This window comes from Aquibacillus salsiterrae (genome assembly GCF_028416595.1).
GTDB classification, from domain to species: domain Bacteria; phylum Bacillota; class Bacilli; order Bacillales; family Amphibacillaceae; genus Aquibacillus_A; species Aquibacillus_A salsiterrae.
The window spans coordinates 102,862-116,283 of record NZ_JAMQKC010000006.1; the positions used below are offsets into that span (position 1 = coordinate 102,862).

13 protein-coding genes are annotated in these 13,422 nt (G+C 39.2%); 6 read left to right on the forward strand and 7 right to left on the reverse strand.

The genetic code is table 11. From position 1 onward, the window contains the following. Window positions 1–79: 79 nt before the first annotated feature. From NC799_RS09355 to NC799_RS09365, 3 genes are all read left to right on the forward strand, one after another. On the forward strand, window positions 80–1,117 hold the full coding sequence (locus NC799_RS09355; RefSeq protein WP_272446191.1) for a FecCD family ABC transporter permease: 1,038 nt from the start codon (window positions 80–82) through the stop codon (window positions 1,115–1,117). Continuing rightward, entirely contained in the window at window positions 1,117–2,133 is a 1,017-nt protein-coding gene (locus tag NC799_RS09360; RefSeq protein ID WP_272446192.1) for a FecCD family ABC transporter permease, read from the forward strand. The genes NC799_RS09355 and NC799_RS09360 overlap by 1 nt, the downstream gene beginning before the upstream one ends. 169 nt (window positions 2,134–2,302) lie before the next feature. After that, window positions 2,303–3,298 carry an NAD(P)/FAD-dependent oxidoreductase gene (locus NC799_RS09365; protein WP_272446193.1) on the forward strand — a complete coding sequence of 332 codons (996 nt, stop codon included), beginning with the start codon at window positions 2,303–2,305 and terminating at the stop codon, window positions 3,296–3,298. Between the two features lie 127 nt (window positions 3,299–3,425). On the opposite strand, the gene fni is transcribed toward NC799_RS09365, so the two are convergent. Beyond that, window positions 3,426–4,463, reverse strand: a complete 1,038-nt coding sequence (fni, locus tag NC799_RS09370) for a type 2 isopentenyl-diphosphate Delta-isomerase (protein ID WP_272446194.1) — start codon at window positions 4,461–4,463, stop codon at window positions 3,426–3,428. 112 nt (window positions 4,464–4,575) lie between these two features. Further along, window positions 4,576–4,785, reverse strand: a complete 210-nt coding sequence (locus tag NC799_RS09375) for a hypothetical protein (RefSeq protein WP_272446195.1) — start codon at window positions 4,783–4,785, stop codon at window positions 4,576–4,578. Window positions 4,786–4,899: 114 nt separating this feature from the next. Between NC799_RS09375 and pepT the strand changes: the two genes are divergently transcribed. Both pepT and NC799_RS09385 read left to right on the forward strand, forming a co-directional pair. Next, entirely contained in the window at window positions 4,900–6,135 is a 1,236-nt protein-coding gene (pepT, locus tag NC799_RS09380) for a peptidase T (RefSeq protein WP_272446196.1), read from the forward strand. A 226-nt stretch (window positions 6,136–6,361) separates the two neighbouring features. Beyond that, window positions 6,362–6,898 carry an HD domain-containing protein gene (locus NC799_RS09385; RefSeq protein ID WP_272446197.1) on the forward strand — a complete coding sequence of 179 codons (537 nt, stop codon included), beginning with the start codon at window positions 6,362–6,364 and terminating at the stop codon, window positions 6,896–6,898. An 892-nt stretch (window positions 6,899–7,790) separates the two neighbouring features. On the opposite strand, the gene NC799_RS09390 is transcribed toward NC799_RS09385, so the two are convergent. The 5 genes from NC799_RS09390 to NC799_RS09410 all read right to left on the reverse strand — a co-directional run bounded on the left by NC799_RS09390 (window position 7,791) and on the right by NC799_RS09410 (window position 12,388). Beyond that, window positions 7,791–8,387 carry a GNAT family N-acetyltransferase gene (locus NC799_RS09390; protein WP_272446198.1) on the reverse strand — a complete coding sequence of 199 codons (597 nt, stop codon included), beginning with the start codon at window positions 8,385–8,387 and terminating at the stop codon, window positions 7,791–7,793. 179 nt (window positions 8,388–8,566) lie between these two features. Next, window positions 8,567–9,022, reverse strand: coding sequence for a DUF2269 family protein (locus NC799_RS09395; RefSeq protein ID WP_272446199.1), 456 nt, complete (start codon window positions 9,020–9,022; stop codon window positions 8,567–8,569). Between the two features lie 363 nt (window positions 9,023–9,385). Next, window positions 9,386–10,117: an exonuclease domain-containing protein gene (locus NC799_RS09400; protein ID WP_272446200.1), complete on the reverse strand. Its 732-nt coding sequence runs from the start codon at window positions 10,115–10,117 to the stop codon at window positions 9,386–9,388. Then, a complete protein-coding gene (locus NC799_RS09405) occupies window positions 10,108–11,079 on the reverse strand; it encodes a DUF294 nucleotidyltransferase-like domain-containing protein (RefSeq protein WP_272446201.1) in 972 nt (323 codons plus the stop codon). The genes NC799_RS09400 and NC799_RS09405 overlap by 10 nt, the downstream gene beginning before the upstream one ends. Window positions 11,080–11,113: 34 nt before the next feature. Then, the gene (locus tag NC799_RS09410) at window positions 11,114–12,388 is read right to left on the reverse strand and encodes an ammonium transporter (protein WP_272446202.1); all 1,275 of its coding nucleotides are present in this window, start codon (window positions 12,386–12,388) and stop codon (window positions 11,114–11,116) included. Between the two features lie 270 nt (window positions 12,389–12,658). Here NC799_RS09410 and NC799_RS09415 point away from each other — a divergent pair, with 270 nt between their 5' ends. Then, window positions 12,659–13,399 carry a hypothetical protein gene (locus tag NC799_RS09415; RefSeq protein WP_272446203.1) on the forward strand — a complete coding sequence of 247 codons (741 nt, stop codon included), beginning with the start codon at window positions 12,659–12,661 and terminating at the stop codon, window positions 13,397–13,399. The last annotated feature ends 23 nt before the right edge of the window (window positions 13,400–13,422 follow it).

Genomic DNA, 13,422 nt, shown 5'->3' on the forward strand with positions numbered 1-13,422 from the left:
TATTTGATACACGTATTTTTTTGTACTATAATGATAATGATTCTCAATCATTGAAGCGTTTTTTAGGAGCTAACAAACGATGACCAAGTGGACATACAATCATTCACATAGAAAAACTAGTTCTAAGCCTATTCAGGCAACTCTCCTCTTAATAGGAGGGATTATCCTCCTTATTTTTGCCATTGGACTTTCTATTTTATACGGTGCTTCAGATATTACTGCTAGAACGGTTATCCAAAGTATTATAAACTTTAATTCTAATTCTACGTCCCATCAAATTATCCGAGGTTTACGAATTCCGCGGGCACTAGCAGCAGCATTAATTGGTGCTGGGCTTGCCATGTCAGGTGCACTAATGCAAGGGATGACTCGTAACCCACTTGCCTCGCCATCGATCATGGGGGTAACAGCTGGGGCAACCTTCTCTATGGCTATTGCTCTTGTTGTCACACCAGGCGCTTCTAATTTTATCATGATGTTATGGGCGTTTTTAGGAGCAGGACTCGGTGTTGCGATCGTGTTTGGTGTTGGTTCTATTTCAAAAACAGGCCTAACTCCCGTGAAGCTTGCCTTAGCCGGTACTGCCGTCACCGCATTATTAAGTTCGTTATCTTCTGCAATTGCTATTCATTTTAACATTGCAAAAGATATAAGCTTTTGGTATGCAGGGGGAGTATCTGGCGTTCAGTGGTTGCAAGTTCAACTACTTACCCCAATTGCACTGATTGGGTTTGTAATTGCATTGTTTCTTGCTAATTCAATCACTACCTTAAATTTAGGTGAGGACGTTGCAAAAGGTCTAGGGCAACGGACATTTGCTGTAAAATTAATCGGTACCATTGTCGTCTTATTATTAACAGGGGCTGCTGTCTCCGTAGCAGGCACAATAGGTTTTATTGGCCTAGTCATTCCCCATATAACAAGATTTCTTGTCGGAGTTGACTATAGGTGGATTATCCCCTGTTCGGCTGTGTTAGGTGGGCTATTATTAGTTGTTGCTGATACAATTTCACGGATGGTTAACCCACCATTTGAAACACCAGTTGGAACAATCACAGCCTTAGTCGGTGTCCCTTTCTTTCTTTATTTGGCACGTCGTGAAGGGGGATCGATGTAATGAAAATCTGGTCAAGCGCAAATAAAAGAACAATCATTCTCGCAATTGTGCTCATTTTAGCTATTATAGTAACGTTTGTAATCAATGTAAACTTGGGGGTTGTATCGATTTCACCGATGAATGTGATAAAAACATTGCTTGGTCGCGGAAGTGATAATGACAGTATGGTCCTGTTTTATTTCCGACTACCACGTATAGTTATTGCTATTTTAATCGGTATAGCCATGGCCATTTCTGGTGCTATTTTACAAAGCATTACCCACAACGATTTAGCTGATCCTGGTATTATTGGTATTAATGCTGGAGCAGGGTTTGCCGTAGTCCTTTATATCTATCTTTCGCGGAGCACCATGCCTAATTTGTTGTCTGATTCGGTATATCTTATGCCATTAACCGCATTAACTGGGGCGATAATTGCTGCCATCCTTATTTATGTGATCTCATGGAAAAATGGCATTTCACCGATTAGGCTCGTCTTAGTAGGGATAGGTATCAACAGTGCGTTTGCGGCGCTAATCATTATGTTCCAACTGAAAATGGATCCCACCGATTTTACCAGGGCAACGGTATGGCTGTCAGGTAATATTTCCGGGACAGATTGGACCTATGTACTTGCATTGTTACCGTGGGTTATCGTTCTTGTTCCGATCGCATTGTATCAGTCTAGTGTTTTAAATACCTTACAATTAGGTGATGACGTTGCCAAAGGACTTGGAACACGAGTAGAATCTCGGCGTTTATCCCTACTTTTTATTGCGGTGGCACTTGCAGGAGCTAGTGTTGCTGTTGGTGGCGGAATTGCGTTTATCGGACTTGTTACCCCACACCTTGCAAAAAAACTAGTAGGCGCCAACCATCAATTATTTTTACCAATTACCGGATTGATGGGGGCATTGCTCCTCCTTGTTTCCGATACAATTGGACGCAATATTTTATCCCCATCAGAGATTCCAGTCGGATTAGTCGTATCACTAATTGGTGGAAGCTATTTTATTTATTTATTAATGAAAAGCTAAAAAAACAAAAGCGAAACGCCTTGCCCATCCGAGAAAAATTACAGTATACTTTTTTAATCATAGATGGTGGCTGCAGAAATCCATGGTGGTTTCTCATCTTACGAAAAAGGGCTCCTATTCGATTGCTGATTGGACAACTTCTTTTTGAAAAATACTAAGGGAGATTTATATGGAAGAGACAAATAACGTACATGATGTCATTATCATCGGTGGTGGAACAACTGGATTATTTACTGCTTTTTATTGCGGAATGCGAAATATGTCCACTAAACTAATAGAATCAGGCTCTGATTTAGGTGGGAAAGTTACCCAATTTCTTCCCGAAAAATTAATCTATGATATTGGTGGTATCCCAGCTATTACTGGAGATGACTTAGTTAAGCAGACAACAGAGCAAGCAAAGATGCATCGACCAACGATTGTTTTTAATCAATGGATTGAGTCCATTGAAAAGAGTAGGCATGGGCTATTCTCTGTTATTTCAACTGGAGGCGTTGTACATCAGGCAAAAACGGTTATTTTAGCAACTGGCACGGGTAAATTCGACCCAGTTAAGTTGGAATTAAATGATGCAACAAATTATGAAAAGAAAAGTTTACATTATACAATGAGTAATCCTAACCAATTTTCCGGCAAAACTGTCCTAATCTCGTCCAATAATCGAGTTGGTCTTGATTGGGCACTTAGCCTAGAAAATATCGCCGATAAGGTTTATCTCATTAATAATAAGGATAAATTCCAACACGCAGCAGACGAAGAATTAGAGCGTTTATCTGCATCTTCAGTTACCGTCTTGCTAAACAGTAGCGTAGACAAATTAGACGGCGAACTTGGTTGGTTGAAAAAAGTAACGATCACTAGCCATGACCAAGCAGAGGGTATTTATGTCGATCATGTGCTTTCGTACAACGGATTAACAATGATACCAGCTCCGTTTACTAACTGGGGTTTGGAGACAAATGCTAACCGTGTTGTTGTGGATCACCATATGGCTACTAATATCGATGGAGTATTTGCTGCTGGTGACGCTACTTATTATCCGGGTAAAACGATGTTAATTGCTTCAGGGTTTACAGAAGGGCTAACAGCTGCCAATAGCGCCAATAAATATATTGATCCAAAAGCGCCCGTTCAAATTTATAGCACCGTTATTTACCGGAAATAAACCTTCTGTACAGGAACAAAACCGTACTGCGCTAGACAGCTCTTGGATTTTTTATACTTTCTTGTCTTTCAAGTAAATAGACCCGAACTTAAAGCACCGTTTGGGTCTATTTCAAGATTGAATTTCTTTATTCTTTAATCTTTAACCGTCTTCGGCCATTTACTGTTAAATCTTCAATGGAATTTGAACCTATGCCAAACATAGCCATTTTTAATTCTAATTCTCTTGTTTCAAACACTTCAACTAAGCTCTCAACCGTCTCGGTAGCTTCCTTTAATATGGAACGCCCAAACCCAACCATGTCTGCACCTAAGGCTATCGCTTTGGCAGCTTGGAGACCATTATACATCCCACCACTTGCAATAAGTGGTTGACTGATGTCATAAGACCTTATCGAACGAATGCAGTCTGCCGTTGGATTCCCCCAGTCTTTAAATGCTTCTGCAGCTGCTATTTTCACTTTGTTCTGTGATCTCATCTTTTCCACTTGGCTCCACGATGTCCCCCCTGCACCGGCAACGTCAATAAATGAAACTCCAGCATGGATTAATTTATTTGCAACAGTACCATCAATCCCCCAGCCTACTTCCTTTACACCTACAGGGATGGAAAGTTCCTTACACAGTTTCTCAATCTTTGGTAACAGATTTTCAAAATTAGTGTTTCCGCCTTCCTGAATGACTTCTTGCAAACTATTCAAATGGAGGACAAGTGCATTCGCATCAGTAATTTCGATTATTTTTTTGCATTCCTCCACACCAAAACCGTAGTTCAGCTGAACAGCACCTAAATTAGCAATAATATATGTATTTGGTGCATACCTTCTAACCTGGAAGGATGGCCTGAACTGTTCACTTTCAATTAACGCCCGGGTAGATCCAAGCGCAAGGGACCAGCCTCTTGCTTCAGCAGCCATCGCTAAATTTTTATTAATCTTCTCGGCTAAAGCTGCTCCACCAGTCATCGAACTAATTAGAAATGGTGTAGGAAATTCCTGATCAAGAAAATTTGTTTTCAAGGTTATATCTTCAAAATTAATTTCAGGTAATCCGTTATGGATAAACTGATAGCGTTCTAAGCCATTCGTAATCGTATCTCCTGTTACCTTTTCATTTAAAGTAATCCGGATATGCTCCGATTTGCGTTTGTTTATTGAGTCAGTCATGATTTAACTCCTTACTTGAATATTCTTTCTGAATCTTAACGCGTTATCGTTGCTTCCGCAAATTATAAGGTGGGACAGAGGGAGGAGGCTTCCACACTCCCCCCACCCCTCCTTACAAATTATTGTCTTCTTGTTCAATTTCTTTTTCGGCAAAATATACATTTACATCTTCTTTTGCTTTGTGCTCATCAACAGAGTCTCCCGGATAACGGTCGATGCTATTTAGAGGATGTGCAGGATTAATTTCCGTCTGAACGCCCATCCCCTCAACCGAGTTTGCTTTTGTTCTTTCATTATAAAATTTACTATTCTTTTTGCTCATCATAACCACCTCAATTACTAGTTTTTTACTGAGAGGAGATTTTCATTCGATATTTTTTCGAGAGACAAATATGCTAATATTAACCTATACACTAAAAAATGGAGATGAATAATAATGAAGGAAGAGCTTATTCAACGATTCACCACATACGTCAAGGTAGACACGCAATCCAATGAAAATAATGAAAATTGCCCTTCCACACCGGGACAGCTAACGTTAGCAAGTATGCTCGTGGATGAGCTAAAAGAAATTGGAATGGATGACGTTACAATTGATGACAATGGCTACGTGATGGCTTCGCTACCAGCAAATACAGAAAAACAAGTTCCTACAATAGGCTTCTTAGCCCATGTCGATACAGCGACCGACTTTACCGGGAAAAATGTTCATCCACAAATTGTTGAGAATTATGACGGAAATGATATAACTTTAAATGAAGCACTATCCGTTATCCTTTCACCAAATGAGTTTCCAGAATTAGCTAGTTATCAAGGTCACACATTAATTACAACCGATGGAACCACGTTACTCGGAGCAGATAACAAAGCTGGAATTACTGAGATTATGACAGCAATGGTTTACCTCATCAACCATCCGGAGGTGAAGCATGGCAAGGTTCGTGTTGCATTTACTCCTGATGAGGAGATTGGTCGCGGGCCCCATAAGTTTGATGTCGATGCTTTTCAAGCCGATTATGCCTATACTGTTGACGGTGGGCCATTAGGAGAACTGCAATATGAAAGTTTTAATGCAGCAGCTGCCAAAATAACAATCAAAGGCAACAATGTTCATCCGGGCACAGCCAAAGATAAAATGGTTAATTCGATGAAAATTGCTATGGAGCTCCATCAACAGTTACCAAAGGAACAAGCACCAGAGTACACGAAAGAGCATCAAGGCTTCTTCCATCTCCTCTCGTTTGTAGGAGACGTAGAACAAACGCAGCTACATTATATTATTCGCGATCATGACCGGGATAAATTTAATGAGAAAAAACACTTACTCAAAAGGATTGTTGATCAGGTAAAGGAAAAGCACGGGGAAAACACTGTCACTTTTGCTATCCATGATCAATATTTTAACATGCGAGAAAAGATTGAACCCGTGAAGGAAATTGTCGACATTGCTTATGATGCAATGAAATCATTGGATATTGAACCACTAGTAAAGCCAATACGTGGCGGTACAGATGGCTCTCAATTGTCGTTTATGGGGCTACCAACACCAAACATTTTTACAGGCGGAGAAAATTTCCACGGAAAATATGAATATATTTCCGTAGACAACATGGTAAAAGCAGTAAAAACAATTGTTCAAATTATAAAACTAACAGAGGAACGAGCATATTGAAAGTTTTACCAGAAGCTTGGATCATTCATCCAAGCTTTTTTATTTTTTTAAAAAGTTGGCAACGTTTGCATTGTTAACTTTTTAATCGTACTTGCATACAATCAGATAAAGGCACTTCTAGCAGAATTCACAAACCAATTGCATCTTGCCCAATGAGCTTTTTTATGCTATCTTATTGAACAATATACCATCTTCCAAACTCTAATCCAGGTAAGGAGGGCCCGTCATGAGAAAAGTTACGTTAGAAATGTTATACACCCACCCCATTGTCCAGAAATATGTTGGTCGATCTGGAATTGCTCATGCCATTTCGGTTGCTGAGCGCGCTTTTGAGATTGCAAGGCATACGTCTGTGAATCCCGACTTAGCTGCTAAGGCAGGATTGTTACACGATATCGGGCACTATAAGTGGTATAGTACTAACGGGGAATGGGATTTTGACAAATACAAACAATATGATATTCATGCCATTAAAGGTTCTGCCCGTGCCCACAAGCTTTTAGTTAGGTGTGGCGAAGATTTAGAAAATGCAAAAGCAATTGCACTCGCAATCTTGCTCCATACAGACTCCTATTTACCTAAAGGTGAACTTGAACTTAGCCCCCTACAACAAGTTGTAACGGAAGCAGATGAGGCAGATGAAGAACCTAACGGCGCACATCACTACCGAACGATCAATTACCAAACTGGACTTGATCGGATTAGAGCATTAGATGAAAGAATTGACAAATTACCCCTAAAAGATCTAGAGCAAACGAGTTAAACCCTGTGGGACCGTGTCTTCTCTCGTACCACAGGGTTTAACTCGTATATCACCTTTTTCCATCCCCCTATGGTAAACGCAGATAAACCCTCCGATCATTAACTTTGGACAAGCAGCTGTGAACACCCGTACTATACAGTATTTTCATTAGATTTTGATATTAATACACTGGGTGGGCGACCTTAGGTAAGATAGAGCTTTGATTATTTATGCTTTCTTGTCTTTCAAAAACAACCAAAACAAAAACGCCTTCCGGAGAACTATCTTCCTCCAAAGGCGTTAGTATCTAATTTCCACTAAGTTGGTTTAAATTAGTACCGCTTTCCGAAAGCGAATGCTGGTCGAGACCGACGATTTGCGCCAATACGAAACTTTTTCTTGTTAAATGCTGCTCTTACTTTCTCTATGAAAGTTAACACAAGAAACGTCAAAAGAATTGTAAGTGACACAAGGTATAGAGATGTTACCATACTCTACCAGCTCCTTCCCTCTTTAAAATTCTTCATTTATTAATGAATTCAACTATATAATACCAAATATCCCGCTAAAGTAAACCTATATTCGAAAATTCTTTAAAAAACTTTTATATCCTTTACTTTACCAGTAATTTCTTCCATTCCAATCTATTCATAGCAAAATTAATTTGTGCAGCGAAAAGGTTAGTCCCTCGCCTATTTTCTTCGATTTAGTCCTCAGGTTGATATTATTGGTTTAAATGACAAAGAGATTGCAGACGGATAATAACAGGAGATTCCATTAAGCGCAGGGCGCCTCGGTCTCACCCCCGACAAGCTTAAAACCTCAGGTGGGCTAAGCGTCCGGAGCTAGACAGCTCTTAGATTTTTTATACTTTCTTTTCTTGCGAAAAAAAGAGCCCTACAAAGGCTCTCATTCATGGTGATTGTAATCCATAGGAATAGGCTAAACACTCAAAACCATTTTTCTCTAGTATTGGTTTACTCATTGGGCTAGCATCAACCATTAGCACTGGATGCCCCATTTCGACTGCTTTTCTTGCTCTTATAGCTAATAAACCTGTATAATGCCCTTTCCCGCGATGATTAGCTAATGTAGATCCTCCCCAGAGACTCGCAAATGAAGATTGTCCTTCCAAATACATCCAAGCTGCACTGACTAACTGACTATCAGCATATGCACCATAAAGGAACAGAGATTCTTCGTTACGTTGTTTATCTCTCCATAACCTCTCACCTAACCCTTTAAGAGGGTCATTCCAAATTGTTTTCTCAAGCTTCATAATTGCCTCGATACCGTTTCGATCAGTTATTTCCTTGATTTCAGAGGGAATTTCCACTTTTAATAGATTAGTTTTACTAGTATCCATTACCATCAGAGCTTCTGGTCCATCGTTCATAAATCCCTCATCTTCTAACAACTCAATCAGATTACTAGGTTGGTCATAACTATATACCTTCCACTCAAACCTTTGCCCAATCTGTCGGTAATAATCTACTTGTTCTTTGATCACCTCTCGGGCATTCTGGTCATTGATGTTTGCACATACAATGTAGCCCTTTTCACCGTATAGGGATACATCACGGATTACACATTCTGTTTCCTCTCTCTATATCCTAGAGGGATAATTCCTCGACGAAATTCCATATCAAATCGTTGGAGCAGTTCTCTATTATTCATTGGCATCCCCTTTTAAAAAGGTTTCAATATCATTAAACAAATTATAATCAAAAAAAGCGCATTTTCAATATATTCAAGAGCAAACAATCGTTTGGATAATCGAACGTACTCATTGGGTATCTGTTCTTCCTCATATTTTTCAAACAGTGCTTTAATCGGTTTTGAGGCTTTTGATAATGCAAGCGGCCCCATAGCTAATGCTACCAAAAACAGAATCAAGCTTGTTACGTACCACCCGGCCCGGAATAGCCCTGTGTTAATTATGCCAAGTAACAAACCAGTGATGAGTAAAAGAGTACCGCCAATCATAACAAAAGTATGTAGCTTGTGCCGGATTAAATAGGCATGTTTTAATTCAGTCATCGTTTTTGCTGACATTGGAATGAACGTAAGCACAAACCCTGGACCAATTCCTAATATTGCAGAAAAAATGTGAACAAACACGAGTAGGTTGTAAAGTTGATTCATATGTATACCTCTAAATTGTTTTGGTTACATCTTACACGAATTGATCGGTATTCCCCAACATAGATAGTGACGATTTAAGGACAATTTACCTCTAATGACAGCTTCCATGTACTATCGTTAGATTTGAGAATAAATCAACATAACTCCTGTTTGTCAGCAAATTATTATCAATTAGATGTGAAAAAACAGGCAGTCTCATTTATCAGACTACCCGTTTCTTTTTCAATCCTACTTTCTATTCCTCTGAGACTTTAAATATAGCTAATGCGCCTTTTTGTATATAGTTAAACTGATGGGTTCTTTAACTACACTCATCGGAAATGTCGCTACAGAATCAGGAATATCCTTATCCAAGCCTCCTGTCTACTTCAAGGTTGCAATATGGGTATAAACCTCCTTCAAATTAGTAAATCCCATCGCTTGGACGGCGCGAACACTCTCAGACCAAAGCCTAGCTGTAGCTATTGCATCAGATAAGGCATGGTGCCTCTGATCAATTTCAATTCCATAATGTTCGCAACACTCATCTAAGGTTACTAGCCTCTTCTCGGGTTCAACAATCTTAGTTAAAAAGGACGTATCAATGATTCGATGTTGAAAATTGGTCTTTAATGATGCCCATGTCGCATGCTGCATAAACTGCTTTTCATGACTAGCATGGTGAGCAACAAGTGTGTCAGTTTTGGTAAATTGATAAAAATCTCTTAACACCGCAGAAAGAGGTGGTGCCGCCTGCACTATTTCCCTGGTAATACCAGTCAACTTCTCAATCTCTTGAGACGGGCCCTCTTCATGAAAGATTGGTGAATAAAACGTTTCACCTTCAAGCACTTGATCCCCAAGCATTCGCACTGCACCAATAGATAAGATACTGTCACCTTTGTACGGAAAAAAACCTGTTGTCTCGACATCAAAGACTACAACCTTTAATTGATTAAACGGAATAGAAAGAACATCTTTATTTTTTAATTCTCGTTGTAGTTGTCTCATATAGGCGATCTTTTGCGGATCTGCCCCATCCATCGCAGCATAACTACTCGAGTTCCACTTACCTGACAGTTGCTTCATCAATTGAAACATTTGATTCATAACCATGTTGAACACTCATTTTCCATCATGATTTTTGTTTCTGAAAAAAGCTTATAGCCCTTTTTCATCATCAACTTTAACTCCTGTCTTTCCTCTTTAGATAATGCCTTCTTCGCGATATGATGGACTTCATGATAATCTTGAGCATCTTTTCTTAACCGAAGGCGAAAGTCAAGCAAGTTTTGAAAATCATTTTCATAGGACTTTATCTGATGGTATTTATCAGGCAGCTGCTTAAACCTAGATAAAGTAGAAGGTTCTAAAATACGTTCACGTAACGCAACTAGTCTAAGAGAATTAACAAATGGAAAGAACACCGTTTGTTTTAAATGAATACTACCAGAGTGCTCCCCGTGCTGCTCCGGCAACAATTGCCCGAACAGTCCAATCCCCTTCTTAATGAAGCCAACATTTTCAGCCAATCGATGAAATAACCTTGGTTGCTCTTTTAACACATTAAAAGATTCAACCTTTAATTCACTCAAAAGGCTAGACTCTCCAACCAAGACCCTTGAATCAAAAAAGGTCGAGAAGTGGCGAAGAGAATCCCACCTGTCCTCCTCCAACCAAGTTTCAAGTTGTAATTTCCATTCGTCCACAGAGCGACACCAAACGGGATTTGATGCCATTACATTACCCTCACAAAGTTCATAACCAACCTGGACTAATCCACTTACAATTTCCTCACCCAAGTGTAGAAAGTAGGATTGACAATCACCATCCCCAACAAAAACAATGCCATGATCTTGATCACTCCAAATCGACTGTTCAAACCTCCCCGCACTTCCCATTAAAAAGAAAGCAAAGGGAGCAGGAGGTTCTCCCCGCTCACTTTGCACTTTCTCCATTGCTACTTGAACCGATTGTTTCATTAGTTGATCATGGAAAGTATTTAACTTGTCATGGTTCGTTGATACGGTTTGTATATATTCATCTCGAAAATGCCTTATTTCTGCATAACTTTTCAAATGACAACAGTCCTTTAACTCGTATCAACAGGAATTAAGCACCTGCTTTATTATTCTCTGCCGGATGCGGAATATTTTCCGGATAACCATATCCTCCATGTTCACTTAAATCAAGACCAATAATTTCTTCTTCTTCCGTAACACGTATTCCTCCCATAACTTTATCCATAACTTTCAAGATAATAAATGCTACTACGAATGCATAGATACCACTAGCAACAACACTTAGAATTTGAACACCTAGTTGAGTAAATCCACCACCATAAAATAAACCAGCCTGCCCCCAACCAATATCAGTAGATAGTTCTGGTACTGCGAACAAACCGTTTGAAAGTGTACCCCAAACACCAACTGTACCGTGAACAGATAGAGCAAAAATCGGATCATCAATTTTAGCCTTATCAAACAACTTCATACTATAAAACACCATTAACCCACCAACAAGACCAATCACAACCGCAGCCCAAGGTTCAACGAATCCACAAGATGCAGTTATTGCAACTAACCCTGCTAATGCACCATTTAATGTTGTTGGCACATCTGCTTTACCTGTTACTGCCCAAGCAATGAACATTGCTGCTACAGCACCAGCTCCTGCAGCTAACTGAGTGTTTAAAGCAACGAATCCTAAAAATGCATCAGCCACACCAAACGTACTTCCAGCGTTAAATCCAAACCAACCTACCCATAGAACAAGCACACCTAATGCAGTAAATACTTGGTTGTGTCCAGCAATTTCATTAGATGAACCATCTTTATTATATTTACCAATACGAGGCTTTAAGACAATTGTTGCAGCTAAAGCCGCCATCGCGCCTGTTAAGTGAACGACAGTTGACCCTGCAAAATCCTGGCTACCATCTTCACCCAACCATCCTCCACCCCAAATCCAGTGAGCAACTACTGGGTATATTAAAGCTGAGAATAAAATCGCAAAGATTACATATGCAGATAACTTCGCACGTTCAGCAAATCCACCAAAAGCAATTGTTAAGGAAACTAAAGCAAACATCATTTGAAACATAAAGTCTGTTGCAGGCGATAACCCTTCTCCACTATATGAAAAGTCACCATAAAAGAAATTTGATAATCCAATAATTGCATTACCTTCTCCATAAATAAATCCATAACCGACTGCCCAGAACACTAACGAACCAATACCCGCTGTAAAAATCGTTTTACCTGCAATATGGCCAGCGTTCTTCATCCTTGTTGAACCAGCCTCTAGTAAAATAAATCCACCAAGCATGAAAAATACTAATACTGTACTGACAACAACCCATAAGTTATCCATTAATGCTAATTCCATCTTCCCATCTCCCACCTAATGTGATATGACTTAACATCATCTGTTAATAACCAATTTACCAGTGTCTAAATAATCAGACAATATAGTTGTAAGATTATCTAACAGGGTATTTAGAATGAGAAATAGTGATGGGTTCGCTTTCACCTTTATCCAACCTTTCCCACCAACTCACCTCTGTCTTCCTACTAGTTTAAACACCTAGGCATTATCCGGAACCGAGACATTTGCATAGGATATTAAGAAAATAGGTAGGAGAGGGTGATAAGATACATGGGGTTGTTTATAAATAATGATGACCATCCTGACGTTTATAAAAATAACGGGCAATTGGAAGATAACAACCAACAACAATTTCGGCTCAATTACTATTCGGAAATGATAAAGGAACATAAAGAATTAAACAATTCTTTATCAAAATCCTTTCAACGATTAAATTCACATTACCAACAACACCAGATAAACGAACAAAACCAGTGGCAAGCAATGGAAGAACAATTACAGAAGTTAGCAAACAATCAGCAAAAAGACAAAGCATTTCAACAGGATGCATTAGTAAGGTTCAACGAATTAACTGAACAACAAAAAAATTTACAACACAATTTAGCGGCAAGCGAGAATACGAAAAGTACAATTTTGCAGGAATTAGGACAGCTGCATGAAACAAATAATCAGATGCTGCACCAACTCGAAAGTGTTGAATCAAAGAGCGAAGAGCAATTAGCAATGATTAATCAACTAATAGATACGAATCAACAGCTAACAAAACAATTAGAACAACAATCAAAAACGAATGAAAGAATAGATGAGCGTCTAGATAATCAAGAAGCATTAATGGAAAAAGCTTTGCGTCAATTAGAGCATTTTCGGTCGATTATTTTTGAGAGAAGCAGTGACTTAGCAGAGAAAATCGAGGAGAACTACAAAGCAACTAGTCAGTATGTTTACGAATTAATGACCGGAAAAAATTTACTAGTCATGCGAGATAAACGTGACGAAAAACAAGATAATTGAAATCAGGCAAGATAACCTCAATT

Coding starts and splice junctions, on each gene's coding strand:
- NC799_RS09355 (WP_272446191.1), top strand. CDS start 80: ATGACCAAGTGGACATACAATCATTCACATAGAAAAACTAGTTCTAAG.
- NC799_RS09360 (WP_272446192.1), top strand. CDS start 1,117: ATGAAAATCTGGTCAAGCGCAAATAAAAGAACAATCATTCTCGCAATT.
- NC799_RS09365 (WP_272446193.1), top strand. CDS start 2,303: ATGGAAGAGACAAATAACGTACATGATGTCATTATCATCGGTGGTGGA.
- fni (WP_272446194.1), bottom strand. CDS start 4,463: ATGACTGACTCAATAAACAAACGCAAATCGGAGCATATCCGGATTACT.
- NC799_RS09375 (WP_272446195.1), bottom strand. CDS start 4,785: ATGAGCAAAAAGAATAGTAAATTTTATAATGAAAGAACAAAAGCAAAC.
- pepT (WP_272446196.1), top strand. CDS start 4,900: ATGAAGGAAGAGCTTATTCAACGATTCACCACATACGTCAAGGTAGAC.
- NC799_RS09385 (WP_272446197.1), top strand. CDS start 6,362: ATGAGAAAAGTTACGTTAGAAATGTTATACACCCACCCCATTGTCCAG.
- NC799_RS09395 (WP_272446199.1), bottom strand. CDS start 9,022: ATGAATCAACTTTACAACCTACTCGTGTTTGTTCACATTTTTTCTGCA.
- NC799_RS09400 (WP_272446200.1), bottom strand. CDS start 10,117: ATGGTTATGAATCAAATGTTTCAATTGATGAAGCAACTGTCAGGTAAG.
- NC799_RS09410 (WP_272446202.1), bottom strand. CDS start 12,388: ATGGAATTAGCATTAATGGATAACTTATGGGTTGTTGTCAGTACAGTA.
- NC799_RS09415 (WP_272446203.1), top strand. CDS start 12,659: ATGGGGTTGTTTATAAATAATGATGACCATCCTGACGTTTATAAAAAT.